A 25,980-nucleotide genomic window follows, 5' to 3' on the forward strand; every position below is an offset into this window, starting at 1 on the left:
ACTTTGTTTTTACGACTTGTCTGTGACCGCTATTATTTATCATCAAATTTTAAGACCCAACCGAGTACCTTGATCGATAGCCCGTCGAGCATCCAATTCGGCAGCAACATCTGCCCCACCAATAAGATGCACAGTTTTTCCTGCTTGCTGTAACGGTTGATACAATTCTCTCAGTGGCTCTTGCCCTGCACAAATGATGATGTTATCTACGGCAAGACAGCTCTGTTCCCCATTGCAACTAATATGTAGCCCTTGATCATCTATTTTTAAATATTGCATGTTGTTTAGCATTTTTACGCCGCGCAGGTGTAGATTGGTTCTATGTATCCAACCTGTTGTTTTACCTAGTCCTTCACCAACCTTTGTCGGCTTACGTTGCAATAAATAAATTTTCCGGGGAGAAGCTTCTGGTTTGGGGCCTTGAGGGGATAAGCCACCACGGTGAGTCAAATTATGGTCAATACCCCACTCTTCACTGAAAGCGGTACTATCAAGGCTAGAACTTTTTCCTGGTTGACTCAGATATTCTGCGGTATCAAAGCCGATGCCGCCTGCGCCAATGATAGCTACACGTTGACCGACATTTTTCTTATCCCTTAATACATCTAGGTAGCTCAGTACCTTTTCGTGATGGATACCCTCGATCGTGAGTTGGCGAGGCGCAATGCCGCTGGCGATAATCACCTCATCAAAATCGGAAAGCGCTTCTGTTGTTGCGGTCTGGTTCAACCGTACATCAACATGATGGATTGCTAACTGGCGTTGAAAATAACGCAGTGTTTCATGAAATTCTTCTTTACCAGGGATCTGTTTGGCAATATTAAATTGTCCGCCAACCTGTCCGTTACGTTCAAACAGAGTGACATGATGGCCACGACTGGCAGCGGTCACGGCGAATGACAATCCGGCAGGTCCGGCGCCGACAACCGCCAATTTTTTAGGCATAGTAACAGGTTCGGCGGCCATTTCTGTTTCGTGGCAGGCGCGAGGATTAACTAAACAAGAGGCTATTTCACCGACAAAAATCTGATCCAGACAGGCCTGATTACAACCAATACAAGTGTTAATCTCATCGGCTCGTCCTTGCTGGGCTTTCATAACAAATTCAGCATCGGCCAGAAAAGGTCGCGCCATAGAAACCATATCGGCACAACCTTGTGCTAGCACTTGCTCTGCAATGTTGGGATCATTAATTCTGTTTGTTGTGATCAGCGGGATAGAAACTTTTCCCATTAGTTTTTGCGTTACCCAACTGAATCCAGCACGAGGAACCATAGTGGCAATTGTTGGAATCCGAGCCTCATGCCAGCCGATACCGGTATTGATAATAGATGCTCCCGCTTGCTCAATGGCAACAGCGAGTTGCTCGATTTCCTGCCAATTAGATCCCTCTTCTACTAAATCCAGCATTGAAAGCCGGTAGATTAGAATAAATTCTCGTCCAGTTGCTTGGCGGACAGCTTTAACAACCTCCACGGCAAAGCGCATTCGATTTTCAAAACTTCCGCCCCATTTATCTTTACGGTGGTTGGTACGGGTAGTCAGGAACTGGTTAATCAGATAACCTTCAGAACCCATGATTTCTACGCCATCATAACCTGCTTGTTGTGCCAGTTGTGCGCAATGAGCGAAATCAGCAATGGTTTGCTGGATGTCCTCTTCTGTCATTTCACGAGGCATGAATGGATTAATCGGTGCTTGAATAGCGGTGGGGGCGACAAGGTGTGGTTGATAGCTGTAACGGCCGGTATGTAAGATTTGCATGGCAATTTTTCCACCAGCCTGATGAACTGCATCTGTAATAACTTTATGGTGAATAAGGTCTTTTTCATCTACCAGAAATGCAGTGCCTTTTCCTATAACACCTTGTTTATTTGGTGAAATTCCTCCGGTGACAATCAATGCCACGCCTCCGGCTGCTCGTTCAGCGTAAAAGCGGGCAAGCCTCTGAGCGCGATCGGGATGTTCCTCTAGCCCAGTGTGCATTGATCCCATCAAAATGCGGTTTTTCAGTGTGGTGAACCCTAGGTCTAGAGGGGTCAACAGGTGAGGATAATGGCTCATTGCAATCTCCGTCGGGTGTTTGTCAATCATAACCAGATTATTATTGTGTCCTAAACCACGGGACAAAACTCCAGGTGGTCGGATGAGTAATGGTTCAAATTTAGATGGAATAAGGTTAATTGGGAAAAAAATGTTAAATGAATGTGATGAAGGTCATGAAATCAGGTTCTTTCATAAAGTTAGTGAAAAAAATCTGAATGTAAACGTTATTGATGTACTCCTTGTTGATTGATTCGTACAGGAAAGGTTAACCAGCCTACAATATAGGCCATAATCGATTTCAGTCGTTCACTTTCCCGGAGAGTCCGTAGCGTGGCTTTGTATTTTTACACGGCAAGAATATGACTAATTCAGCTAGGCGATTTGTTTACCCAATTTTAGTATTTTTTTCTGAATGATATGAGAGTCATCAGAGATGTTAAAAGTGCGGGTTTTGCTTTAATAGGGAATTGATTTTCCATATATTAACTTAATTCCGGTTTTGACTCCGGAATAGGGTGAATTCCTCTATTCTGACTTAATTTATAACTCAGTGGTTATTATGAAAAAACAGATGATTGAATGGGTAACTTTGGCGGGAAAAGGGGTGACTTTAGAACCTCTGACACACCAACGGCATGATGAGTTTTTACAGGCAATCGAAGAGGGTGAACTGCATAAATTGTGGTACACCAGTGTCCCTTCGCCAGCTGAGCTAGGTAACGAGATTGAACGCCATTTATTGCTACATGAAAAAGGTACTATGCTGCCTTTTGCTATTGTTGATCATCGAACAGGTAAAGCGGTTGGAATGACCACGTATATGAATATTGATTCTGGTGCCCGCCGGTTGGAAATCGGTTATACCTGGTATGCACGTTCTGTTCAGCGGACACATATTAATACGGAAGCAAAATATCTCTTATTGAAGTACGCTTTTGAAGAACTGGGATGTATCGCAGTGGAGTTTCGCACTCATTTTTTTAATCATCAGAGTCGGAAGGCGATAGAGCGACTGGGCGCAAAACTTGATGGGATTTTGCGTAGTCATGCTGTATCTAAAGATGGCAGTATCAGGGATACTTGTGTTTACAGTATTATCAGTTGTGAATGGCCTGCGGTTAAAATGCATCTTGAATGGCAGATGGTTAAACCGAGGTAAGAGTCATCGCAAAATTAGGCCGTCCTGTGAAAGGGAGCGGCCTAATATCTGATTTAATTTGAAAGTAGGGAATGCAGCATGCCATTGTCCAGTTCATCTAGTAATTGATAACGGCGACGATATTCCGCCCGCTTTTTACTGGCTATATCTTCAAGAGGTTTTCTTTCAATAGATAATGGCAGATGGAAATCTTTATTTTTTACCTTTGCTCCACCCAGTGATTCCCAGAAAGAATCGTAATCAGCGACTAATTTATCTTTCTTTTTATGCCAATAGCGTAGGCTTTTATAGATATGGGTATCGTTGCTGGCTGCCAGAATTTGCTGACATTTAAAGTGGGCAGCAAAGCGGCAAATAGATTCAATCAGTAAGCGTTTTGGAAATAATCCATAACAATCTTTTGTTGCATCGCGGATAATCTCAAGGGTTGCATCGCCTTTGGAGCCTTGCAGCCCACCGATGAACAGTGTTTTTTTACCGGCAATAGTGAGTAATGTGAAAGCACATCTCGCCAAAGTTTTATTATCTTCTGTTGCAATAAATAGAGTAAGCTCACCTTCTTTATTAAAACAGTCCATAGAATCTAAAAAAATAGTATAAGCTCCACTCTTACCATTGATAACCGCTAATGGATATGCATTGGAACGAAATATTTTATTAACAATAGACTGGTTCAAACCAGTAAATAATAGCTGGTAATGTTCATTTATTGCACGTAACGTCTGCCCTCTATTGAAGTTAATACTGAGATAAGGGCGATGCAGTTTAGAAGGTAAACAAGGTTGTTTCTTCAAAATATCCAGATAGAACGGTGTATTAACTATCTGGTTTAGTAGTTTTAACGTCGCTATTGGCATCAGAGCGCTGCGTAAAGCAAATTTAGTGCGATTCTGGGCCGAATACCAATGGGGGCTTGGGCTGATTTTTTTTCCGACTAAATCTGTGAACAGTCGAATTCCTGAGCTGGCAGGTTGATACATATATTCCATTTCTTTATCTAGTTCTAAAAAATACTGGTAGGGAAGAAGACATTGAGAAGGCTGAGTATACTCCTTTGGTATTAAACAAAACTTCAACGGATGTGTATTTATGTTTTTTTAAGATAAAAAATCAACAGTTGTTTAGTGAATGTTTAGTTTTCAGGGGGATTTTTTCTTTTTTGTTTATTATTCGTTTAGTTTTCAGTGATGTTTTTTTGTTGTAAAAGCACATCCAAAAAGATGAGAAAAACAGTTATAACTTTGGTGTGGTACCCGTGGTTATGATCTGTCACAAATTTAGTAGGTGAGTATTAATGGTAAATAATGAATATATTCTTTTTTGAATCCGTTTAATTAAAATATTAATAATTATTATATTAATTTGTTTTGTTTTTTCGTTAATATCAAAACGGAATGGATGAGATATTTTTATTTTATGATGTGTGTCATATTTTCATGATGAATTTCTTATTCTTATAAAGTTAATTTGGCACTTGCAGAATATGGATTATGTTTTATTGTTAATTAAAGTTTTTGATTCTATGTTATTCAATACACACAAAGGCTATTAATAATGGATGAAATACTTGTTCTTGTTGATAAATATGACAATCCCATTGGTTCGGCGGGAAAAACTGATATTCACCAGAAGGGTATGTTGCATCGGGCCTTTTCTATCTTTATTTTTGATAATAAAGGAAATTTACTCCTACAGAAGCGAGCAGCAACCAAATATCATTCAGCCGGACTTTGGACTAATAGCTGTTGTGGTCACCCTAGGGTTGGTGAAGTTCTGGGAGCCGCTGCGCACCGGCGTCTTGGAGAAGAGATGGGTTTTGACTGTCCATTGAAAAAGGTTTCGTCATTTATTTATCACGCGATACTACCTAATGATTTGATTGAATATGAATATGATCATGTTTTTATCGGGCGCTTTGATAAAGAACCGATAATTAATCCTGATGAGGTGTCCGATTACAAATGGGTTAATCCATTGAAATTGAGGGAGCTAATTAATAATGCTCCTGATGTGTATACGGTGTGGTTCAAAAAAATCATTGATGGCCTTTCGTATCAAAATATTGAGGAGTGGCAAAGACTGATCTGATAGTAATGTAATTTATCGGTAATCACGGCATTAAATTAATTAGATATGAATATTTCGTTGAAATTTACTAATACGCCGCAAATCCTGACAAATTAAGGGTGCGACGTTTTTAAAAACCTTTAATAAGGAAAAGCTCATGAGTAGCTTTAATAATGTATTTTACACTGATGTTGAGCCTGTCCTGCCCTATCATATCATCCGGGGGGAAACTACCGACGACTACGAAAGTAAGGTGGTACAAACTTATTGCGAAGATCCAGAACACTGGCGTAAGGTGATTGGCGATACGCTGTTATTCCAGTTTGGTGTTTACGATGATCCGGCTTCAAAACCACCAATTTCATTGGGTGAGTCAGGTATCCGCTATTTTGATCGTCAGTTGCTATTGGCTGGTTTGGAAACAAAGATCGAAAGGCCACCAATTCGGCGTATCTTGGATCTCGGTTGTGGCTGGGGTTATGTCTTGAAATATCTGGCTGAGCATTTTCCTGAATGTAAACGTTTAGATGGCGTAAATATCAGCGAACAGCAGTTGCAATATTGTGCCAAATTTCATGCACAACGTGGACTTTCTGAGCGTATCAATCTGTATCTGTGTAATGCACAGGATATTGATTGCTTGCCTGATCCACAGGAGCCTTATGATTTGGCGATTATCCGTGGTGTTATTTCGCATTTTCCGAACTCGTTGTATGAAAAGGCTATGAGTGCATTGTTCAAACGCATGAGCACGGGTGGTCAGGTGGTGGTTTCTGACAGCCTCTATAATGTGGCTTTGAATAGCTATCAATCGGATATTTCCGACACCATTGATCGCCTCGCTTGTGGTAATCGCAAAACGCCTGCTTATTTTAGACAAGTATTGGAAGAAAGTGGCTTTATTATCAAAGATATGAGGGTGTTGCCATCTAATATTGATGTTGTGCATTGGCTGTTAGATATTAAGGCTAACATCGAACGAAATTTTCCTGAAGGTGTTAGTAGCTCTTTCGAAGAGCTGCATGCAGTAACTGAAAATTTCTCGATTGCCTTGGTAAAAAATTATGTATCAGTCTATAGCGTTATCGCACAAAAACCATAGCGAGTAACTTTGTTTTCTTGGTGTTGAAAAGTGGGGCTGCTAAAACCTTTGTTGCTGTTTTGTTGTCACTGACCGTTGAAATAAAATCTGTGTCCCCCTTTTTTACGGAGTAGCCTGATCAGATCGAGCCAGCATTGATGGAGCGAGAGAAATCTCCAACTGAAAAGTTTTCAATAAATTTCGGTTCTTGGGCCTTATACACCTGTGATTTGGGTAGGAAGCCAGTGAATCAGTGTCATGACCTTGATGTTAGAGAGGCTGGGTGTGGTTAAGGAACTGGCTGAACTGACGGCCGCGCATACGTACCACAATACAGGCATGCCGGAGAACGCCAGTGCGATAAAGAACACGGCTTGTAAATCGGATGAGCTGAAACAGAAGTATTCTCCTGTGATTGGGTAAATATCATTCCATTTATGTGAGGTTTTTTTACTCTGCACCCTAGGTTGATATTTTATGCTGTAGGCATTAGACTAGTTATGTCAGTTAAGGAATATCGCGCTAGGACTGAGGCTACCAATCTCGGTAATGGCACAAAAGATGCCCGCGCCCTGTATGGGTAAAAACAAAAAAGCCAACCTCACCAGTTGGTTTTTTTGTTTTTACCAACTCACCATTTTAATTGATTGAATCATCTGAAAATAAACCTATAATCAACGGCTGTTAGTTTTGGGTAGCGTTCTGGCCTGTGTATCTCTGACGCAAGTTTTCGTAAGTCCTGGCTGAAGAACAGGTGGTGCTGCTTCAGTGCCTCGGTCAGAGTGCGATATTCCTTAACTGACTTGATGGAAGTCAGCCGGACAGGCAGCGTAAAGGCAATGGCTGGTTAAATCGTGCTCCTAACTGGAGCAAACGGGTGAAAGCATTTATTGACACTGCTATCATCGTTCTCAAAGCGTTAATCGCGCTTTTAGAGCTGATCCGTGCATTTCTGAAATAGATAACGGAAACGTAGCTAAGGCCATCGGGGTAACCTCCCGGTGGCCTTTAACATTTACCGCCTTTGATCAAGCAAGCCACTCTTGTTTAAGTCGCCCAATATACTGATCTAACAGCTTAAATTTGGTAATCCCTACTGGACTTGAACCAGTGCTCAAGCTAGGCGAGCAACTGCGGCGGCGGCAGCGGTCGGAAGTCTCGCAGAGGGTAACTCAGGAAGGGAATTGGATTCGTCAGACTGACCAGACCATTAATGAATCGTCCATGCACCGTGAAGTCAGGACAGACACGGAAACACGTACTGTAGTCGCACGGGAAACCACGATACAGGCCACGGATAAAACCACGGTTTTGGGCACGTCTATGCTATTGGCAGGCGCTGTCCAGCAAATTGCAGACGGTGACTATAGTATGGCGACCTCATCAAATTTCGTTGCCAGTGTAGGGAAAGAGGCCAATGTTGAAGTCGGACAAAAGCTGATAGAGAAAATTGGCCTGCTTAAGCAGAGCATCGCCGGTGCCAGGCAAGAAATCATCGGCCCGTGGTTTGGGTGGGCAGCCAGCAAATCAATGTTATGCAATTGATGTTAGAGACGCTGGATGTGGTTAAGGAACTGGCAGAACTGGCTGCCGCGCATACGCATCACAACACAGGCACGCCAGAGAACGCCAGTGCGATAAAGAACACGGCCTATAAATCGGATGGGCTGAAACAGAAATATTCGCCTGTGATTGGCTAGATTGATTGGCCTCTCTTCGGTAAGGTTTATTTTTACCTTTTCTATATGGTAAACAAAAATGTTGACATGGTAAGCATAAATGTTTACTGTGTTTGTATGTTCAACAGAATGGAGGAGTGGTGAAGCAAAGCGAGTTTAGACGGTGGCTGGAAGCTCAAGGCGTCGAAGTTTCAAATGGGACAAACCATCTGAAACTGAGATATCAGGGGAAACGAAGCATTATGCCGAGACACCCTAGCTAAGAGATCAAAGAGCCGCTGAGGAAAGCAATCATTAAGCAATTAGGATTGTGATAAAAACCCGCCTCGCAAGGGGCGGGTTTTCGCACAGGTTCACCATTAAAAATATGCGATATCCAGTCACACTAGAGCCAGTAGAAGAGGGCTGTTATTTCGTCTCGTTCCCGGATATCCCCGAAGCTTTAACCCAGGGGGATACACGGGAAGAGGCGCTAGAGATGGCACTCGATGCGCTAATAACCGCCTTTGAATTTTACTTCGAAGATAATGAAAAGATCCCGCTTCCTGGCCCCGTAGGGCAGGATTATGTTGATGTGCCCTTAAGCGTGGCCTCTAAGGTGCTTATGCTCAATGCGTTTCTTGATTCCAAATTAACGCAAATTGAATTAGCCAACCGTATGGGGGTGAAAAAGCAGGAAGTGACCCGTATCTTTGATTTACGGCACTCAACTAAAATTGATACGGTGGGTAAGGTCGCATCGGCTATCGGACATCAGTTAACTTTGTCCATTGAATGAAAATCACCATTAATTAACAGGCTGCGTTAATACGTGGCCTTTTTTATATCCTAATAAACTGCAACCAGATGCACACAGCACTGTTATCAATCAAACCAATACGTACCAGGTTAATAATGCGGTATCAATCAGCGCTACGGGTTCGTGTTCTGATGGTCTGAAACACATAATTGATTAATTATCTCGCTCGCAAAATATGCGGGCTGTTTTACATCTTTATAGAGCTATGAATACAATTCTGATATTAAAAGAATGGGCAATAAGTGTAATAAAAAACTGATAATTCAGCGTGTTATATTAGCTTAGTGATTTAAAAGTTGTCGTTACTTTTTCGGATATAGAAATAACTTATGTGATATCAGAATTGTTTGGTAAATCATTTCGGATGATTCGTTTGATAGGCTGCTTATTTTCGTCAAAATACCGACTGGGCCATATCTCAGCAGGTGTAACACCAATTTCCTGAGCAATCAACCATTCCCCTTTAGGCCAGGGACGCGTTAAAGCATTTGCTAATGTTGAAGAACTTAAACCGTGCTCTCTGGATAATGATGCCAGCGTTTTATTCTTCTTGCGTATCGCTGCGATAATATCGGCGGTATGCCAATCTTTTTTCATATTCCTGCTTACCTCTTTGGTGGTGGCGGTTCAAACAGGGTTCGCAGTACCGGAGAGTAACCATTCCGGCGAGGCATAGCCTCCCCTGCCTGAACCGCCATAGAGGGGCGATAGCAGGCGCATTGGTAAAAACTTCTTACCAGCGTCCATGAACGCAAGGCTGCAAAACCTTGGTCACTGGATTTTGCCAATGACAACACTGCTTTAACCGATTGTATTATCTGACTCAAGAATCAAATAAATACCTTAGTGATGGTTTGTCTCACTGCGCTTATGACGAAATAAATGAACTTATGGCGAAAACGGCACTACACCGCACCCGCCTGCACGTTTTGGATCAAAAAATTTTTTCAGTTTTAAAATCCTACGAAGCATATAGCCAGACTGCGCCAGCATTGGCAGTGCGAGAGAAGCCGTAAACTGAAATGATTGAAAAGATTTACAGGAAATTTCAGTTTTTGGATCAAGAGAGGGTCACGGCAGAAAGGTTAACACAATGATAGTAAGGAAATATTTCTATTTTACGTAAGAAGTAAGATCACGAAGATAAGCCGAAGGAAATTGCAAAACACAGTACTAGCGTGGTCTCGTGGCTATTAGAAAATTGAAATCAACTAAGTTAAGTAAATATATTTTCATTGGCAGAAAATTTTTTTCGTGTTTGGTTCGTTCGGTCAAAAAATAATCTCCCTTGTGTATGAACAATGGTACAACAGGGACATGAAAGTTTTCTCAGGGGACAAAAAGGGGACACTGGCTAAAAGACATAAAAAAACCACTCTTGCTTGAGTGGTCTATCTATCTGTTTTCACAGCTAAAATCTGGTGGCCCCTACTGGACTTGAACCAGTGACCAAGCGATTATGAGTCGCCTGCTCTGACCAACTGAGCTAAGGGGCCGTTGGATGGAAGGGATTATACGTACAGTTTTGCTCGCGGTCTAGCTTTGTAAATTCGTATGATCATTTTATGTGCAAAATTGCGTTTTTAGTAAGTAGTGAAAACGGGGAGTGATATATGTCAGTTGTTTTTATAGCCTATTTAACGTTTTTATCCGTCACTGGATTAATTTTTCAGAAGCGATTTTGCGTCATCTGGTCATATTATTATTCCGATAAAAAGCTATTCTATACGTGATTATTTTAATGATAACTATGTCCCTTTCATTCCTCTTTAATCACCAAATGGAAAACGACTTTTTTATCTATCGATTGGAGAGAGTGTTAATTGAGTTATATCAGAGAACTTGTGATGATATTTCTGCGTAAATATCATATTGTCAGAGGATTTAAAAAGTGTCTCCGATATAAAAGACAAAAGCGTCTACCGAAGCAGACGCTTTTTAGTCAGAATGAATAAAATTTGTAATTATTCATCAAGGAAGCTACGCAGAACTTCAGAACGGCTTGGATGACGCAGTTTACGTAGTGCTTTCGCTTCGATCTGGCGGATACGTTCACGGGTAACGTCGAACTGTTTGCCGACTTCTTCCAATGTATGGTCAGTATTCATATCAATACCAAAACGCATACGCAGTACTTTTGCTTCACGCGCGGTCAGACCCGCTAAAACATCATGGGTTGCTGAACGCAGGCTTTCTGAGGTTGCAGAATCCAGTGGCAGTTCCAGTGTTGTATCTTCAATGAAATCACCTAAATGTGAATCTTCATCATCACCAATTGGCGTTTCCATTGAGATAGGTTCTTTGGCAATTTTCAGTACCTTACGGATCTTATCTTCCGGCATCAACATTCGTTCCGCCAGCTCTTCCGGCGTTGGCTCACGTCCCATTTCCTGCAACATTTGACGGGAAATTCGATTGAGTTTGTTGATTGTCTCAATCATATGAACGGGTATACGAATGGTACGAGCTTGGTCAGCAATTGAACGTGTAATTGCCTGACGTATCCACCATGTGGCGTAAGTTGAGAACTTATAACCACGACGATATTCAAATTTATCAACCGCTTTCATCAGGCCAATGTTGCCTTCTTGAATTAGATCCAAGAATTGCAGGCCACGGTTGGTGTATTTTTTGGCAATTGAAATAACCAAACGTAAGTTGGCTTCAACCATCTCTTTTTTCGCTCGGCGAGCTTTTGCTTCACCGATGGACATACGACGGTTGATATCTTTTACCTGTTCAATGGTTAAACCAGTTTCTTCCTCAATTTGACGAAGTTTTTGCAGGCTGCGCTGTACTTCTTCTTCCACCTCAAGTAGTTTTTCAGACCACGGTTTGTTCATTGCTTTTGCAGCAGTAAACCAAATGTCGCTGGTTTCATTACCGGAGAACAAAGTGATGAAGTTCTTCTTCGGCATTTTGCACTGTTCAACACACATTTTCATGATTTGGCGCTCTTGAAGACGAACGCGATCCATCATAGAACGCATGTTGTTGACCAGATAGTCAAACTGTTTTGGCACCAGACGGAACTGTTTGAAAACTTCTGAAAGTTTTAAAATTTCGGCCGCAGTATTTGGATGGTTGCGACCATTATCCTTAATTTCCTGACGGGTAATATCATACTGTTGTCGTAGTTCTTGGAATTTCTGGCGCGCTAATTCTGGATCGATGCTGTTGTCATCATCACCATCGCTATCGTCATCACTGTCTTCATCATCGTCGTCTTCATCATCATCAAGTTCTTCCTGTGGGAGCTCAGAACCAACGTGAGTAGCAGTGGGCGCAAGGTCTTCTTCTGCGTTTGGGTCAACGAAACCGGTAATGAGATCTGACAGGCGAGCCTCATCTGCTTCCACACGGTCATATTGTTCCAGTAAATAGGTGATTGCTTCTGGGTATTCAGCAACGGAGCACTGTACCTGATTGATGCCATCTTCAATGCGTTTAGCAATGTCAATTTCACCTTCCCGGGTCAATAGCTCAACGGTACCCATTTCACGCATGTACATACGTACCGGGTCGGTGGTGCGACCGATTTCAGATTCAACACTAGACAGGACTTGCGCAGCAGCTTCCACAGCGTCTTCATCTGTGTCGTTAGCGGTTTCTGCTAGCATCAGATCATCGGCATCAGGTGCTTCTTCCATTACCTGAATGCCCATGTCATTGATCATCTGGATGATATCTTCGATCTGATCGGAATCGACGATATCTTCCGGCAGATGGTCATTGACCTCAGCATAGGTCAGATAGCCTTGCTCCTTACCACGGGTGACAAGTAGCTTTAGCTGTGACTGCGGGTTTTGCTCCATAAGACGGTATCCACACTTCAGAGTATTTGGGTTGGTGTCGGTCGGCGAAACTAATCTGCCAACAATAACTTTTAAGGGCGTTTTCGTTATATTGCCGCTGCCCACTTATAGCGGCAAAATGTAGGGTTATTTCCCTACCAAATGCGGCACTTAAGCCGTGAATTCAGTGTTTACTTTCTGGCACGGGATTCATTAATCAAGCGAACTTCTTCGCGCTCTTCCGGTGTCAGGCCTTCTGTTCTTGCCCTGGCGATAAGAATGTTTAAACGTTCTTCCAACGCTGAATCAACGAGATGATCCAATGCGTCACGAAATGTATTTTCTGCTATTTCTTCTACTTGTATATCGTTCCATGTAGCTAATTTTTCAAGTTGTTTACTAAATTTATTATCACGATATTGTTCTAGCAGTTGTCCAGTTGTCAGCCCTGGCTGAGTAAGACAAACCTCTACAAGCTCCATGAATAATGGTAAGCCTGCGATTTTGGCCTGCATAATTCCCTGTAGGGGGGGAACTAAAGCGGCTAAGTGTGGGTTTTGTACCAACAGTCCTATAAGTATACGCATAGTTGTCGGTTTTAGCTGCGGCATCTGATAATTATTCCCACTCTCCAGACGCTGCGGTAATAAACGTTCCAACTGTACTGCATCAGGAATGCCTATCATATTGCCAAGTTCTTGTCTCATATAGAGACGCAAAGTTTCCCCAGGAATCTGGTTAATCAATGGTACAGAAAGTGAACTGAGTTTTGTTTTCCCTTCAGGGCTACTCAGGTCAACTTGTGGCAGTAATGATTCAAACAGAAATTCAGACAATGTATGAGATTGTTCCATTCTTTGTTCAAATGCTTTCCGGCCTTCCTTACGGACTAGTGAATCAGGATCTTCGCCATCAGGCAAAAACATAAAACGTAACTGCCTACCATCATTCAGATAAGGTAGCGCTGTTTCCAATGCTCGCCATGCTGCATCACGCCCGGCTCTGTCGCCATCGTAACAGCAGATGACGTTATCAGTAGCGCGAAAAAGTAATTGAATATGTTCCGATGTAGTGGAAGTACCTAGTGAGGCAACAGCATAATCAATACCAAACTGCGCCAGTGCTACCACATCCATATAACCTTCAACCACTAATAACCGTGAAAGATCACTGTGATTTTGTTGTGCTTCATAGAGACCGTATAGCTGACGGCCTTTATGGAAAATTTCAGTTTCTGGTGAGTTGAGGTATTTTGGGAGTGCATCTCCCAGAACACGCCCACCAAATGCAATCACGCGCCCTCTGCGGTCACGGATTGGAAACATTATTCGTTCGCGGAAGCGGTCATAGGTACGGCCATTATCATTTGCGACCAGCATTCCGGCGTCGTTTAACTGTTTATGCTCTTCTGCATTATGAGCAAACCGTTTCAAGGTGTTATCCCAACCAGAGGGAGCGAAACCAATCGAGAAACGGTGGATAATTTCTTCACTAAGCCCACGCTGAGCCAGATATTGCCGGGCTTGTTGTGCTGCGGGAGTGTTTAATACATTTTGATAGAAGCTGTTAAGCTTATCCATCAGTTGATAAAGGTTTTGTCTTTGGTGACGTTCTATCTGACTGCTACTGGAACCTGCTTCATAAGGGACTTCCAGACCATGCATAGCAGCTAATTCTTCGATGGATTCGACAAACTCAAGTCTATCGTAATTCATCAGAAAATCGATGGCGTTGCCGTGAGCTCCGCAACCAAAGCAATGATAAAACTGTTTATCGCCATTAACAGTAAACGAGGGTGTCTTTTCGTTATGAAATGGACAGCACGCGTGGTGATTTTTACCCTGTTTTTTAAGTGGCACACGAACATCGATCAGATCGATGATATCGGTACGAGCTAATAAATCATTGATAAATGCGCGCGGAATTCGTCCAGCCATAAGCCCTTTTACGCCTGTTGATGAACGACAATAAGCCGCGCTCCCTTTCGGAAAGCACGGCCTTTATCTGCAACTACTGTTGTCTGCAAATTCAATCACTATGCGGATCAACCGCAAGGATTAGTACAGACGAGTGCGGCGTGCGTTTTCACGAGCCAGCTTTTTAGCGTGACGTTTTACAGCAGAAGCTTTAGCGCGTTTACGTTCAGTCGTTGGTTTTTCATAGAATTCACGACGGCGAACTTCTGCTAATACACCTGCTTTTTCGCAGGAACGCTTAAAGCGACGCAATGCTACGTCGAATGGCTCGTTTTCACGTACTTTAATTACCGGCATGTGCCTCTCACCTCAATAGAAATCGGTCTTGCTGGCGTGGGATGCCAGCCATCTTAAAATGGTGCGGAATTTTACTTCAATGAACACGGCTTTGTAAAGCGCCGCCGCAAATTGAAACAATAACATTACGACGGTGATCTGCAAATCAGTTCCGTAATATTGACGATAACCACACAGGAGTTTTACGTAGAGGGCTGATTATAGACTAAGCAGCAAAAATAGTCAGCATGTAAGCCGCGCAAATTATCTTATTAATGATAAACTGGCCCTCTTCTGTGGAATATAGGTAGTGTAATGCGAGTTTTAGGTATAGAAACGTCTTGCGATGAAACCGGAATCGCAATTTATGACGACAAAGCCGGTTTATTGGCAAATCAATTATACAGTCAGATTAAACTGCATGCTGATTACGGTGGTGTCGTGCCTGAATTGGCTTCACGTGACCATATCCGCAAAACAGTACCTTTGATTCAAGCTGCTTTGAAAGAGGCAGGATTAACCCGTAAAGATATTGATGCGGTGGCTTATACGGCAGGTCCTGGTCTCGTTGGCGCGTTGTTGGTAGGGGCGACGATTGGCCGTTCTCTGGCGTTTGCTTGGGATGTTCCTGCGATTCCTGTTCATCATATGGAAGGGCATTTACTTGCCCCGATGCTGGAAGATAACAGCCCTGAATTCCCGTTTGTGGCTTTGCTGGTGTCTGGTGGTCATACACAGCTCATTAGTGTAACGGGTATTGGTAAGTATGAGCTGCTTGGTGAATCAATAGATGATGCCGCTGGTGAAGCGTTTGATAAAACAGCTAAGTTATTGGGATTGGATTATCCAGGGGGGCCGATACTCTCCAGGATGGCTCAGAAAGGGGAAACTGGGCGTTTTGTATTTCCTCGTCCGATGACAGATCGTCCTGGGCTGGATTTCAGTTTTTCGGGATTGAAAACTTTTGCTGCTAATACTATTCATAGCAACAGCGATGATGAGCAGACTAGAGCGGATATTGCCCGTGCTTTTGAAGATGCGGTAGTTGATACATTAGCGATTAAATGTAAAAGAGCGCTTGAGCAAACCGGATTCAAGCGACTGGTAATGGCTGGTGGTGTCAGCGCCAATCGTACATTGCGCGCCAAGATGGAAGAGGTCATGGCAAAATTGGGTGGCGAAGTATTTTATGCGCGTCCTGAATTCTGTACAGATAACGGTGCCATGATTGCGCTTGCCGGTATGATTCGCCTCAAAGGAGATGTGAGTGATTCACTTGGTGTGACAGTCAAGGCCCGCTGGCCGCTGTCGGAATTACCCGCATTATAAATCTTCTTGATATAATGAAAATAAAAGACCAGTAACTCAATGAGTTGCTGGTTTTTATCCGGTTCTGTTGTTGATAGTCTTTATCTTTGCTCTTTTTCTGTTTGGTTTTTTTCTTTTTCAGTCATCTCTTTTTTCTTTTTGAACTTGTTCCAAATACGACTTTCTTGGCCGCGCCACAGGCGCTGGATATTATCATGGTGACGTAGTAACACCAGACAGCAGAGCATGGCGACGGGGAAAGTAAATTCAGGTTTAAACCACCAGACATAGAACGGTGCTATCAAGGCACTAATAATTGCCCCTAAAGAGGAATAGCCGCTTAGTAATATAGTCAACAACCAGGTACCCATCATCAAACCTGTTAGATCCCAACCGATTACCGCGATAGCGCCAAAAGCGGTTGCGACACCCTTACCGCCTTTGAATTGGAAAAAGATCGGGTAAATATGACCGAGACAAGCCGCGATTGCTGTAATTCCTAAATAGAAAGGGGGAACATAGAGTTGATAAGCCAACCAGACGGGGATCATCCCTTTCAGAACATCACACATTAGTACTATTGCCGCGGTACTGCGGCCGCCAATTCGCAGTACATTTGTCGCGCCTGGGTTGCCTGAGCCATGTTGACGAGGATCAGGCAACCCAGCCAGACGACAAATAAGTATTGCGCTGGAGATTGAACCGCAAAGATACGCGAAGATGATCATGCCAAGCGCGATAGCACTCATAATGTCTCCCCAATAATAATGGTCGTTTTCTTAGTCTAGTCATGGATAATACGCATATTTAGTCGGAAGTGGTATCCGACAAATTGAAAAACAGGAAAATGACGTGATGGATATCGTATTTATTGAGGAGTTAGTCGTTATTACCACAATTGGTGTTTACGACTGGGAACAGACCATTAAACAGAAGTTAGTGTTCGATATCGAAATGGGATGGGATAATAAACGCGCATCTTCCAGTGATGATGTCGAATATTGTTTGGATTATGCCAAAGTTAGCGAAGCGATCATCAATCATGTAGAAAATCAGAATTTTGCTCTGGTTGAAAGAGTGGCTGAAGAGATAGCGGATCTGCTGTTAAAACGTTTTAATTCTCCGTGGATACGGATAAAAGTCAGTAAACCGGGCGCTGTTGCGCAGGCTCGTCAAGTTGGTGTTATTATTGAAAGAAAAAAATAATCTGATCAGTAGTGAATTCGGCTGCCATATTATTGTCATTGTTCTTACATAGACTGGCATGCAGTAATGCCAGGCTTGATAATTATGTCAATTGATTAATGACAATGGGAATAATGGTAGTTGAGTTTATTCCATGCTACTTGTTTCGGATATTTATTAATGGGCGACTTCTCTATATGACTGACCTTTCTACCTTGTTTCATGCAGCTATTCTTGGTGTTGTTGAAGGGCTAACTGAATTTCTTCCTGTTTCCTCTACCGGCCATATGATTATCGTTGGCCATATGTTGGGATTTACTGGCGATAAAGCTGAAACATTTGAAGTTATTATCCAGCTTGGATCTATCCTTGCTGTGGTAGTAGTGTTTTGGCGTCGCTTATTTGGACTCATTGGTATCCACTTTGGTGACGTTCCCCACGAAGGTAAAACCAATGGCAAACTGAAACTGAGTCATATTATTTTAGCAATGTTACCTGCGGTGACGCTTGGGTTGCTGTTCCATGATGTCATCAAATCGCTGTTTAACCCACAAAGCGTGATGTACGCCTTGGTTATTGGTGGTGTGTTGCTGATTACAGCAGAAATCTTGAAACCTAAAACACCGAGAGCAGAAGGACTGGATGATATTACTTATCGCCAGGCTTTTATGATTGGTTGCTTCCAGTGTCTGGCGTTGTGGCCGGGATTTTCCCGTTCAGGCGCGACAATTTCTGGTGGAATGCTGATGGGGGTTAATCGTTATACTGCATCAGAATTCTCGTTTATTCTGGCTGTACCAATGATGATGGGGGCAAGTGGATTAGATTTATATAAGAGCCTACACTTTTTGAGTGCTTCTGATATCCCAATGTTTGCTGTCGGTTTTATTACTGCATTTGTTGTTGCGTTAGTCGCCATTAAAACGTTTCTAGCATTGATTAAACGTATATCTTTTATCCCGTTTGCTATCTACCGCTTTATTGTGGCAGCCGCTGTTTACTGGGTATTTATGTAGAGAATGGTTCCCCTGATATCAATTCGAAGATTGCCTAATGTTTGATATCAGGGGATGTTTCAGGTAACAGTATTACCTTGAACAGCATTGTTTTGAACAGTATTGTCTCGTTGTTTCCATTCTGCCAATGCGTGCTGACGTTGACGTCGTAGCTCATGACCAATGTCCGCGCCACGTAACCCATTGTCTACAATGTTTTTCACTTGAACTTGGCAGGCAACTTTGAATGCCTGTTGCAGATAATCGCCTTGCGGATATGGCGTATCTTCAAAACCGGTACGACCTCGTGCATCGGCTTCACTGATGATAATCAATTGCTCTATTCGCTGAGGCTTACGCCATGCATCAATGGCATCAAACAATTTAAGTAATGTTTTTGGCCGCAATTGAGCAACGGTATGTACTAAATCATGATATTGAGCAGCTAATTTTGCCAAATCACGGGCAGAATTAGGAATGCGCAGACGTTGGCATAATTGATCGACTAACTTAACGCCTGCTGGCCCATGTCCATAATGGTGAGGCCACCGTTCTGGCGGAGTCAGCCCTTTACCAAGATCATGGCATAGAGCAGCAAAACGGCTATCGACTTCATCTGTTAATTCAGTCGCTACTTTCAGCACCATTAACGTATGAATACCGGTATCAATCTCAGGGTGCCACTTCTCTGGTGCGGGAACGCCAAACAAATTATCGATTTCAGGAAACAACACCGCCAATGCGCCACAATCACGTAAAACCTGAAAAAAGACCTGAGGGGAATGGGTAACAAGGGCTTTTTCGGTCTCTTTCCAGACACGTTCTGGTGTGAGGGCTGATAGCTCGCCGTTAATTGCCATATTTGACATTAACGCCTGTGTTTCTGGGGCGATGGTAAACCCTAAGTGGGTGAAACGAGCGGCAAAACGAGCCACTCGTAATACCCTTAGTGGATCTTCAAAGAAAGAATCAGAAACATGGCGTAAGATACGATTGTTTAAATCATCAACACCATGATAAGGATCGACAAGTTCACCCGTGGATGTTTGAGCAATCGCATTAATTGTCAGATCACGGCGCTGCAAGTCGTCTTCCAGTGTGACATCCGACGCAGCATAACAAGTAAAACCGGTATATCCCTGGCCGGATTTTCTTTCAGTGCGTGCCAGCGCATACTCTTCGTGGGTTTGGGGATGCAGGAACACCGGGAAATCTTTGCCAACTTGCTGATATCCTTGGGATAGCAATTCTTCTGGCGTTCCACCCACAACAACCCAATCCCGCTCATTTACAGGAAAATTTAGCAGGCGATCACGTACTGCGCCGCCAACCAGATAGACTCTCACCTAATATGCTCCTTAAAATCAACTCATCCAACGGTCATTACGCTTACGGCGTGGGAGCATATGTGGCAGTAATAACCCAAAGATTAAACCAGCGCCTGCAACACCACCGCCGTACATAAACCATTGCAGAATGATATTGCGTTGTTTGTCATCAAGTTGCAGATTTGCGGCATCGAGCTTTTTTTCTGCTACCGTCAGTTTGTTTTTCAACTTCTCATTCTCTTTTTTCAACTCTGCAAGAATGTTACTGCTATTGGCAACCTTCAGTTGCATATCGGCAGTGCGTTGATTCCAGTTATTGTCTATATTGGCTAACTTATCCGTCAATGTTTTCACTTCCTGTTCTAACTCCGGCAGGCGGGTACGCAGGCTGGGTTTATGACTAAGCTGGTTAACTGGTAGCCAGACAAGACGGCCTTTATCATCTTTAACTTGAGCGTAATTACTCTCCCGATTGATGCTTATCAACGTGACTGCGTCACCGGCATTTAGTGTACCGGCTATACGGTATTGGTTACCCGGCCCGGCGTGTGTGTAGGTAGATAACTCATCAGATACATAGCGCTTTTCTTCCGCGTGGGTAGTCAGCGAAAAGCTTAGGCTCAATAGCGCCGTAAGAAGTAAAGGTAATTTTCGCATTGTGATTTCAACTGTTCTTTATCTATGGTGAGTTTAGAATTTGATAGTAAAGAGTTAAGTTTGCTAGAGCAATCGGTAAACCAAAATGACACTTTTCTAATCGATTGAATACAGGGCTTGTTGTCTGTTGAACGAAACATTTCCTGTTAATTACTATCATAACTTGCAGGAGAGAGAAATTTTAATTTTCTTCTTACTCATCGTGGAAAAAAGCGAAATCAAGGTAAGATGAAGGGCAAAGATTGTCATCAATGGTGCAGATATGAGTGTAGAAATTGAATTAAAACTTATCGCCAAACCACAAGCTATTCCCGCAATTCGTCAGCAGTTACTGTTATTTCCTCATGACTATTTTTCTCCCCAAAAGTTAACCAATATCTATTTTGAAACGTCGGATAACCAACTGCGCAGTCTTGATATGGGGTTGCGGATACGTGGTTTTGATGACCAGTATGAGATGACGATCAAAACAGCCGGTAAGGTGGTTGGCGGGTTGCATCAGCGACCGGAATATAATGTGCCATTGGTAAAGCCGGAACTGGCATTGACTCTGTTTCCACGGCACATCTGGCCTGACAACTGTGATGTGGAAGCGTTGCAATCCCGCTTGAATGCGTTATTCAGTACTGACTTTATGCGGGAGAAGTGGGTGGTGACTTATGGACAAAGTGAGATTGAAGTGGTGCTCGATCAGGGGGAAATTATTGCAGCAGACCGTAAGGAGCCAATGTGTGAGTTTGAACTGGAGTTAAAGCAAGGAACTATAGCCGATGTATTAACATTGGCGGTTGAGTTGGCAAAATCAAACGGCTTGCGGCAAGGAAATAAAAGTAAAGCAGCTCGTGGTTATCAGTTAGCTCAGGGAAAACCAAAGGCAGTCTTGCTTTCAACTCAGGTAGAAATTGATATGCAGCAGTCATTATCTTCGGTACTTACATCAATATTAGCCCATTGGCAGGAACAAGAGGAACGTTGGTTGGCTGGTTTATCGGATGGTCGGGATGGTTTAAAGCAAGTACTGACTTTGATTCAGCAAATGATCAAATATTCTAGTGAGCCGAAACAGTTGAATAACCAATTAGTTGCTATCAACCAGAAATTATTGGATACGGAAACAGAAGCTGAAACGCTATGTTATAGCTCGTTCTATTTGCAATGTAAGTTGGCACTGACTATGTGGTTAATAAATCTCTCCGCTTAAATAAAGGAATTCTTTATGTTGCCACTTTCAACCCCGCTTCTGGCTCAGTTACAGCGTGTGACGGAACATTTTCAACAATTAACGTTAAGTGTTGAGCCTTTTTCTGTTCATGAGCTGGCGGTATTGTCACTGAGTGATTTTGTTGTTGAGAATCTGCAAGCTCATCCTGAATGGTTAGCTGAGATCCGCCAACATCCACCTGGAGCGCAGGAGTGGCATCAATATGCTGAATGGCTGCAACAGTTACTCGCATCAGTAGAGGATGAAAATACCCTTATGCGGGTTTTACGTCAGTTTCGTAACAAGATGCTGGTGAGAATAGCCTGGTCACAGGCACTGTATAACATTACGACTCAGGAGACGCTGCAACAACTCAGTATGTTGGCTGAAACGTTGATTATTGCGGCCCGTGACTGGTTATATCAGCGTTGTTGTCAGGATTGGGGAACCCCTTGTAATGAGCGGGGCGAGCCGCAACCACTGTTAATTCTCGGTATGGGAAAACTCGGCGGTGGCGAGCTGAACTTCTCTTCTGATATTGATTTGATTTTTGTCTATCCTGAAAACGGTCTTACCCAAGGCGGCCGTCGTGAAATGGATAACGCTCAGTTTTTTACCCGTTTGGGGCAGCGTCTTATCAAAGTGCTCGATCAGCAAACTGTGGATGGTTTTGTGTATCGGGTGGATATGCGTTTGCGTCCATTCGGTGATAGTGGCCCATTGGTGTTCAGTTTTGTTGCATTGGAAGATTACTATCAAGAGCAAGGGCGTGATTGGGAACGTTATGCGATGGTGAAAGCGCGGATTATGGGTTCTGGCAACCAAGAGTATGGTGAAGAGCTACGCCGGATGCTGAGACCGTTTGTCTTTCGCCGTTACATTGATTTCAGTGTGATTCAATCCCTGAGAAATATGAAAGGTATGATTGAACGGGAAGTGCGTCGCCGTGGTTTGAAAGACAATATCAAACTAGGCGCTGGTGGTATTCGTGAAATTGAATTTATCGCCCAGGTGTTCCAGCTTATTCGTGGTGGACGTGAACTGTGTTTGCAATCTCAGGCGTTGTTACCAACTCTGCAAATAATAGCGCAGTTAGCGTTTTTGCAACCATTACAGGTGAAGCAACTTACTGACGGTTACCTCTTTTTGCGGCGGCTAGAAAATCTTTTACAGTCAATTAACGATCAACAAACCCAGACTCTGCCAGAAGATGAATTGAATTGTGCACGACTGACGTGGGGCATGGGATTTGAAAATTGGGAAGCTCTGACAATTGAATTGAACAGTCAGATGGGGGCTGTTCGGGCCATTTTTACGCAATTAATTGGCGATGACAGTGATAATTGTGAAGAGGAACCTTGTCATGTGCCATTTAAAAGTCTGTGGCTGGAAAATCTCGAAAAAGAAGAGTTGATCATACTAGCTCCGCACTTGGATGAAGCGATTGCACAACAGATATTGCATATCATTTCTGTGTTCCGTCATGATGTGGGCAAAAGAACCATTGGCCCGCGTGGGCGTGATGTGCTTGACCATCTGATGCCACGTTTGTTGGCAAAAGTTTGTTTGCGACAAGATGCCAATATCGTGCTAGAGCGGGTTATTCCGTTGTTATTAAGTATTGTCAGCCGTACAACTTACCTGGAACTGATACTTGAATCGGAAGCTGTATTAACACATGTTATCCGGTTGTGTGCTGCTTCACCGATGATTGCGACTCAGCTTGCCTGCCATCCATTGTTGCTGGACGAGCTGCTTGATCCACAATTTCTGTATGAACCTTTGTCGCTGAATGCTTATAAAGATGAGTTGCGGCAATATTTATTGCGGATACCAGAAGATGATGAAGAGCAACAACTAGAAGCGCTCCGCCAGTTTAAGCAGGCGCAATTACTGAGGATTGCGGCGGAGGATATCACTGGCGTGTTGCCGGTGATGAAAGTCAGTGATCATCTCACTTATTTGGCAGAAGCGATTATTGAAGCAGTCGTTCAACAGGCGTGGGGACAAATGGCAAAACGTTATGGTGTTCCATCACATTTGAGTCAGCGGCAAGGTCTGGGATTTGCTGTGATTGGTTATGGCAAATTGGGTGGTTGGGAGTTGGGTTACGGTTCTGATCTTGATTTAGTTTTCCTGCTTGATTGCCCGGTGGATGTGATGACCGATGGCGATCGAGCGATTGATGCCCGGCAATTTTATTTGCGTCTGGCCCAACGAATTATGCACTTGTTCAGCGCTCGAACCTCCTCTGGCGTGTTGTATGACGTGGATGTCCGCCTGCGTCCTTCCGGGGAATCAGGCATGTTAGTCAGTACCATCGGCGCATTTGCAGATTATCAGCAGAATCAAGCGTGGACTTGGGAACATCAGGCGTTGGTACGTGCCCGTATGGTATTTGGTGATGAAAACTTGCACCGGGATTTTGAGCGGATACGTCATCAGACGTTATGTGCGCGACGAGAACCCGCTTTGTTGCGTCAGCAGGTAAGGGAAATGCGGGAAAAGATGCATAAACATTTAGGCAGTCACCATTCAGATCAATTTGATATTAAAGCTGATCCGGGGGGGATCACCGATATCGAATTTATCGCTCAATATTTGGTGCTTCGTTATGCTGCTGAAAATGAGCGTTTGGTGCGTTGGTCGGATAATGTACGGATTTTCCAATTAATGGCGGCTTATGAAATTATGGATGAAGATGAGGCAGCCGCATTAACACAGGCTTACGTTTCTATGCGTGATGAACTACATCATTTGGCGTTACAGACGCTTTCCAGTCGAGTATCAACCCATTGTTTCAGTGAGCAACAAGAGCGGGTACGTCGTAGTTGGCAACAGTGGTTAGGTGAACAATAACGGTTTGGTGTAGGGATTTTATGGTCGTATGATAATATTTGGCACCAATTTAATATCTAATATTTGGAGCAAGGGATGAAAATGACACTCCCGGATTTTCACTGTGCAGGAGTTTTAGTCGTCGGTGATGTTATGTTAGATCGCTACTGGTATGGGCCGACCAGCCGGATTTCACCGGAAGCGCCGGTGCCGGTTGTAAAAGTCAATACCATTGAGGAGCGTCCGGGAGGCGCAGCTAACGTTGCTATGAATATTGCGGCTCTTGGAGCAAATTCGCATTTAATCGGTTTGACTGGGATTGATGACGCAGCACATGCGCTGAGTGAGAAACTGAGTAGCGTTAAGGTGCGCTGTGATTTTGTTTCTGTTCCAACCCATCCGACAATTACCAAACTGAGGGTACTTTCCCGTAACCAGCAGTTAATTCGCTTAGATTTTGAAGAAGGTTTCGATAACGTCGATGCGCAGCCGATGTTTGAGCGCATTGAACAGGCGTTACCCCATATTGGGGCATTGGTTCTGTCTGACTACGCCAAAGGTGCGCTGAGTCAGGTTCAGGACATGATTAAACTGGCAAACGCGGCCAAAGTCCCGGTGTTGATCGATCCGAAAGGTAATGATTTTGAGCGTTATCGTGGCGCAACATTGCTAACGCCAAATCTGTCTGAATTTGAAGCGGTCGTGGGCCACTGCAAAGATGACAATGAATTAGTTGAGAAGGGAACTCAATTGGTTCGGGATTTGGATCTCCAGGCATTACTGATTACTCGTTCTGAACAGGGGATGAGTTTATTGAGTGTTGATCAACCGCCATTACATTTGCCTACGCAGGCGCAAGAAGTGTTTGATGTCACTGGTGCCGGTGATACGGTTATTGGTGTGTTGGCAACGGCGATTGCGGCTGGAAAGCCACTGAATGAAGCCTGTTTCCTGGCGAATGCTGCTGCGGGTGTTGTTGTTGGCAAACTGGGTACATCGACTGTTTCGCCGATTGAACTGGAGAATGCTATCCGTGGCCGTGCTGAAACGGGTTTTGGTGTGATGACCGAAGTTCAGCTTAAACAGGCTGTCGCTGATGCTCGCCAACGCGGTGAAAAGATTGTGATGACTAATGGATGCTTTGATATTTTGCATGCAGGTCATGTCTCTTATCTGGAGAATGCCCGTAAACTGGGTGATCGGTTAATTGTTGCTGTTAACAGTGATGCATCGACTAAACGGCTGAAAGGTGAAAGCCGTCCTGTTAATCCACTAGAGCAACGAATGATTGTGTTATCTGCTCTGGGTGCCGTGGATTGGGTTGTGCCATTTGAAGAGGATACGCCACAGCGATTGATTGCGAATGTTTTGCCGGATGTATTGGTAAAAGGGGGAGATTATAAACCGGAAGAAATTGCTGGCAGTAAAGAAGTTTGGGCTGCGGGCGGAGAAGTCAAAGTGCTGAACTTTGAAGATGGTATTTCAACAACTAATATCATCAAGGCGATTAAAGATCAGTAAATAATGCTTTAGCTTGTCATTGAAAACAGCTAGAAGATATTACTGTATTGAGTGCTGTAGATTATTTATT

24 protein-coding genes, 1 tRNA gene and 1 pseudogene are annotated in these 25,980 nt (G+C 43.5%); 15 read left to right on the forward strand and 11 right to left on the reverse strand.

Features of this window, described 5'->3' with window-relative positions:
* Positions 1-42: 42 nt before the first annotated feature.
* Positions 43-2,064: an oxidoreductase gene (locus EAE93_RS18210; protein ID WP_036808630.1), complete on the reverse strand. Its 2,022-nt coding sequence runs from the start codon at positions 2,062-2,064 to the stop codon at positions 43-45.
* A gap of 82 nt (positions 2,065-2,146) precedes the next feature.
* Here EAE93_RS18210 and EAE93_RS18215 point away from each other — a divergent pair, with 82 nt between their 5' ends.
* Entirely contained in the window at positions 2,147-2,296 is a 150-nt protein-coding gene (locus tag EAE93_RS18215; protein WP_157297560.1) for a hypothetical protein, read from the forward strand.
* 309 nt (positions 2,297-2,605) lie between these two features.
* A complete protein-coding gene (locus tag EAE93_RS18220) occupies positions 2,606-3,205 on the forward strand; it encodes a GNAT family N-acetyltransferase (protein ID WP_036808631.1) in 600 nt (199 codons plus the stop codon).
* Positions 3,206-3,258: 53 nt separating this feature from the next.
* Here EAE93_RS18220 and EAE93_RS18225 read toward each other — a convergent pair whose 3' ends face one another.
* Positions 3,259-4,194: a VirK/YbjX family protein gene (locus tag EAE93_RS18225; protein WP_036808636.1), complete on the reverse strand. Its 936-nt coding sequence runs from the start codon at positions 4,192-4,194 to the stop codon at positions 3,259-3,261.
* Between the two features lie 565 nt (positions 4,195-4,759).
* On the opposite strand from EAE93_RS18225, the gene idi reads away from it, so the two are divergent.
* The 7 genes and pseudogenes from idi (at position 4,760) to EAE93_RS18255 (ending at position 8,810) form a co-directional block, all read left to right on the forward strand.
* Positions 4,760-5,293, forward strand: coding sequence for an isopentenyl-diphosphate Delta-isomerase (gene idi / locus EAE93_RS18230; RefSeq protein ID WP_036808639.1), 534 nt, complete (start codon positions 4,760-4,762; stop codon positions 5,291-5,293).
* A gap of 136 nt (positions 5,294-5,429) precedes the next feature.
* Entirely contained in the window at positions 5,430-6,374 is a 945-nt protein-coding gene (locus EAE93_RS18235; RefSeq protein ID WP_214040258.1) for an SAM-dependent methyltransferase, read from the forward strand.
* A gap of 237 nt (positions 6,375-6,611) precedes the next feature.
* A complete protein-coding gene (locus EAE93_RS18240; protein WP_214040275.1) occupies positions 6,612-6,776 on the forward strand; it encodes a hypothetical protein in 165 nt (54 codons plus the stop codon).
* Positions 6,777-7,242: 466 nt separating this feature from the next.
* The gene (gene dinQ / locus EAE93_RS25645) at positions 7,243-7,314 is read left to right on the forward strand and encodes a damage-inducible type I toxin DinQ (protein WP_369293964.1); all 72 of its coding nucleotides are present in this window, start codon (positions 7,243-7,245) and stop codon (positions 7,312-7,314) included.
* Positions 7,315-7,460: 146 nt separating this feature from the next.
* Positions 7,461-8,053: pseudogene (locus EAE93_RS18245) on the forward strand (hypothetical protein); the annotation flags it as partial.
* Between the two features lie 119 nt (positions 8,054-8,172).
* Positions 8,173-8,295: an mRNA interferase gene (locus EAE93_RS18250; protein WP_071647067.1), complete on the forward strand. Its 123-nt coding sequence runs from the start codon at positions 8,173-8,175 to the stop codon at positions 8,293-8,295.
* A 104-nt stretch (positions 8,296-8,399) separates the two neighbouring features.
* The gene (locus EAE93_RS18255) at positions 8,400-8,810 is read left to right on the forward strand and encodes a type II toxin-antitoxin system HicB family antitoxin (RefSeq protein ID WP_214040259.1); all 411 of its coding nucleotides are present in this window, start codon (positions 8,400-8,402) and stop codon (positions 8,808-8,810) included.
* Between the two features lie 348 nt (positions 8,811-9,158).
* On the opposite strand, the gene EAE93_RS18260 is transcribed toward EAE93_RS18255, so the two are convergent.
* The 6 genes from EAE93_RS18260 to rpsU form a co-directional block, all read right to left on the reverse strand.
* Entirely contained in the window at positions 9,159-9,428 is a 270-nt protein-coding gene (locus EAE93_RS18260) for a helix-turn-helix domain-containing protein (protein ID WP_065823394.1), read from the reverse strand.
* Between the two features lie 8 nt (positions 9,429-9,436).
* Entirely contained in the window at positions 9,437-9,658 is a 222-nt protein-coding gene (locus EAE93_RS18265; protein WP_214040260.1) for a hypothetical protein, read from the reverse strand.
* A 592-nt stretch (positions 9,659-10,250) separates the two neighbouring features.
* Positions 10,251-10,327 (reverse strand) — tRNA-Ile (locus EAE93_RS18270).
* A 468-nt stretch (positions 10,328-10,795) separates the two neighbouring features.
* Complete coding sequence (gene rpoD / locus EAE93_RS18275) at positions 10,796-12,646, reverse strand: RNA polymerase sigma factor RpoD (RefSeq protein ID WP_036778300.1); 1,851 nt, start codon at positions 12,644-12,646, stop codon at positions 10,796-10,798.
* A 170-nt stretch (positions 12,647-12,816) separates the two neighbouring features.
* Positions 12,817-14,562: a DNA primase gene (gene dnaG / locus EAE93_RS18280; protein WP_214040261.1), complete on the reverse strand. Its 1,746-nt coding sequence runs from the start codon at positions 14,560-14,562 to the stop codon at positions 12,817-12,819.
* A gap of 120 nt (positions 14,563-14,682) precedes the next feature.
* Positions 14,683-14,898 (reverse strand): 30S ribosomal protein S21, encoded by a 216-nt coding sequence (gene rpsU, locus EAE93_RS18285; protein WP_001144069.1) that lies wholly within the window; start codon positions 14,896-14,898, stop codon positions 14,683-14,685.
* Between the two features lie 294 nt (positions 14,899-15,192).
* Between rpsU and tsaD the strand changes: the two genes are divergently transcribed.
* Positions 15,193-16,206, forward strand: coding sequence for a tRNA (adenosine(37)-N6)-threonylcarbamoyltransferase complex transferase subunit TsaD (tsaD, locus tag EAE93_RS18290; protein ID WP_105399025.1), 1,014 nt, complete (start codon positions 15,193-15,195; stop codon positions 16,204-16,206).
* A gap of 80 nt (positions 16,207-16,286) precedes the next feature.
* Here the strand turns inward: tsaD and plsY are convergent, their stop codons facing one another.
* Positions 16,287-16,934, reverse strand: a complete 648-nt coding sequence (gene plsY / locus EAE93_RS18295; protein WP_040148850.1) for a glycerol-3-phosphate 1-O-acyltransferase PlsY — start codon at positions 16,932-16,934, stop codon at positions 16,287-16,289.
* A 106-nt stretch (positions 16,935-17,040) separates the two neighbouring features.
* Here plsY and folB point away from each other — a divergent pair, with 106 nt between their 5' ends.
* Positions 17,041-17,391, forward strand: coding sequence for a bifunctional dihydroneopterin aldolase/7,8-dihydroneopterin epimerase (gene folB / locus EAE93_RS18300; protein ID WP_046396996.1), 351 nt, complete (start codon positions 17,041-17,043; stop codon positions 17,389-17,391).
* A gap of 176 nt (positions 17,392-17,567) precedes the next feature.
* The gene (gene bacA, locus EAE93_RS18305) at positions 17,568-18,386 is read left to right on the forward strand and encodes an undecaprenyl-diphosphate phosphatase (protein ID WP_036778308.1); all 819 of its coding nucleotides are present in this window, start codon (positions 17,568-17,570) and stop codon (positions 18,384-18,386) included.
* Between the two features lie 59 nt (positions 18,387-18,445).
* On the opposite strand, the gene EAE93_RS18310 is transcribed toward bacA, so the two are convergent.
* Together EAE93_RS18310 and EAE93_RS18315 are read right to left on the reverse strand one after the other, a co-directional pair.
* On the reverse strand, positions 18,446-19,711 hold the full coding sequence (locus EAE93_RS18310; RefSeq protein ID WP_214040262.1) for a multifunctional CCA addition/repair protein: 1,266 nt from the start codon (positions 19,709-19,711) through the stop codon (positions 18,446-18,448).
* Positions 19,712-19,729: 18 nt separating this feature from the next.
* Positions 19,730-20,350: a TIGR04211 family SH3 domain-containing protein gene (locus EAE93_RS18315; protein WP_040148853.1), complete on the reverse strand. Its 621-nt coding sequence runs from the start codon at positions 20,348-20,350 to the stop codon at positions 19,730-19,732.
* Positions 20,351-20,612: 262 nt separating this feature from the next.
* On the opposite strand from EAE93_RS18315, the gene EAE93_RS18320 reads away from it, so the two are divergent.
* The 3 genes from EAE93_RS18320 (at position 20,613) to hldE (ending at position 25,910) form a co-directional block, all read left to right on the forward strand.
* Positions 20,613-21,551 (forward strand): CYTH domain-containing protein, encoded by a 939-nt coding sequence (locus EAE93_RS18320; protein ID WP_214040263.1) that lies wholly within the window; start codon positions 20,613-20,615, stop codon positions 21,549-21,551.
* A gap of 15 nt (positions 21,552-21,566) precedes the next feature.
* On the forward strand, positions 21,567-24,410 hold the full coding sequence (glnE, locus tag EAE93_RS18325; RefSeq protein WP_214040264.1) for a bifunctional [glutamate--ammonia ligase]-adenylyl-L-tyrosine phosphorylase/[glutamate--ammonia-ligase] adenylyltransferase: 2,844 nt from the start codon (positions 21,567-21,569) through the stop codon (positions 24,408-24,410).
* A gap of 75 nt (positions 24,411-24,485) precedes the next feature.
* A complete protein-coding gene (hldE, locus tag EAE93_RS18330) occupies positions 24,486-25,910 on the forward strand; it encodes a bifunctional D-glycero-beta-D-manno-heptose-7-phosphate kinase/D-glycero-beta-D-manno-heptose 1-phosphate adenylyltransferase HldE (RefSeq protein ID WP_214040265.1) in 1,425 nt (474 codons plus the stop codon).
* Positions 25,911-25,980 lie beyond the last annotated feature (70 nt).

It is taken from the genome of Photorhabdus akhurstii (assembly GCF_018448925.1).
GTDB lineage: Bacteria > Pseudomonadota > Gammaproteobacteria > Enterobacterales > Enterobacteriaceae > Photorhabdus > Photorhabdus akhurstii.

Excerpts from the sequence above, each read along its gene's own strand:
- dnaG (WP_214040261.1), bottom strand. The coding sequence starts at position 14,562 with ATGGCTGGACGAATTCCGCGCGCATTTATCAATGATTTATTAGCTCGT.
- plsY (WP_040148850.1), bottom strand. The coding sequence starts at position 16,934 with ATGAGTGCTATCGCGCTTGGCATGATCATCTTCGCGTATCTTTGCGGT.
- EAE93_RS18210 (WP_036808630.1), bottom strand. The coding sequence starts at position 2,064 with ATGAGCCATTATCCTCACCTGTTGACCCCTCTAGACCTAGGGTTCACC.
- EAE93_RS18220 (WP_036808631.1), top strand. The coding sequence starts at position 2,606 with ATGAAAAAACAGATGATTGAATGGGTAACTTTGGCGGGAAAAGGGGTG.
- EAE93_RS18240 (WP_214040275.1), top strand. The coding sequence starts at position 6,612 with ATGACCTTGATGTTAGAGAGGCTGGGTGTGGTTAAGGAACTGGCTGAA.
- EAE93_RS18235 (WP_214040258.1), top strand. The coding sequence starts at position 5,430 with ATGAGTAGCTTTAATAATGTATTTTACACTGATGTTGAGCCTGTCCTG.
- tsaD (WP_105399025.1), top strand. The coding sequence starts at position 15,193 with ATGCGAGTTTTAGGTATAGAAACGTCTTGCGATGAAACCGGAATCGCA.
- EAE93_RS18260 (WP_065823394.1), bottom strand. The coding sequence starts at position 9,428 with ATGAAAAAAGATTGGCATACCGCCGATATTATCGCAGCGATACGCAAG.
- hldE (WP_214040265.1), top strand. The coding sequence starts at position 24,486 with ATGAAAATGACACTCCCGGATTTTCACTGTGCAGGAGTTTTAGTCGTC.
- folB (WP_046396996.1), top strand. The coding sequence starts at position 17,041 with ATGGATATCGTATTTATTGAGGAGTTAGTCGTTATTACCACAATTGGT.
- bacA (WP_036778308.1), top strand. The coding sequence starts at position 17,568 with ATGACTGACCTTTCTACCTTGTTTCATGCAGCTATTCTTGGTGTTGTT.
- idi (WP_036808639.1), top strand. The coding sequence starts at position 4,760 with ATGGATGAAATACTTGTTCTTGTTGATAAATATGACAATCCCATTGGT.
- EAE93_RS18225 (WP_036808636.1), bottom strand. The coding sequence starts at position 4,194 with ATGGAATATATGTATCAACCTGCCAGCTCAGGAATTCGACTGTTCACA.
- glnE (WP_214040264.1), top strand. The coding sequence starts at position 21,567 with ATGTTGCCACTTTCAACCCCGCTTCTGGCTCAGTTACAGCGTGTGACG.
- rpoD (WP_036778300.1), bottom strand. The coding sequence starts at position 12,646 with ATGGAGCAAAACCCGCAGTCACAGCTAAAGCTACTTGTCACCCGTGGT.
- EAE93_RS18215 (WP_157297560.1), top strand. The coding sequence starts at position 2,147 with ATGAGTAATGGTTCAAATTTAGATGGAATAAGGTTAATTGGGAAAAAA.
- EAE93_RS18255 (WP_214040259.1), top strand. The coding sequence starts at position 8,400 with ATGCGATATCCAGTCACACTAGAGCCAGTAGAAGAGGGCTGTTATTTC.
- EAE93_RS18320 (WP_214040263.1), top strand. The coding sequence starts at position 20,613 with ATGAGTGTAGAAATTGAATTAAAACTTATCGCCAAACCACAAGCTATT.
- rpsU (WP_001144069.1), bottom strand. The coding sequence starts at position 14,898 with ATGCCGGTAATTAAAGTACGTGAAAACGAGCCATTCGACGTAGCATTG.
- EAE93_RS18315 (WP_040148853.1), bottom strand. The coding sequence starts at position 20,350 with ATGCGAAAATTACCTTTACTTCTTACGGCGCTATTGAGCCTAAGCTTT.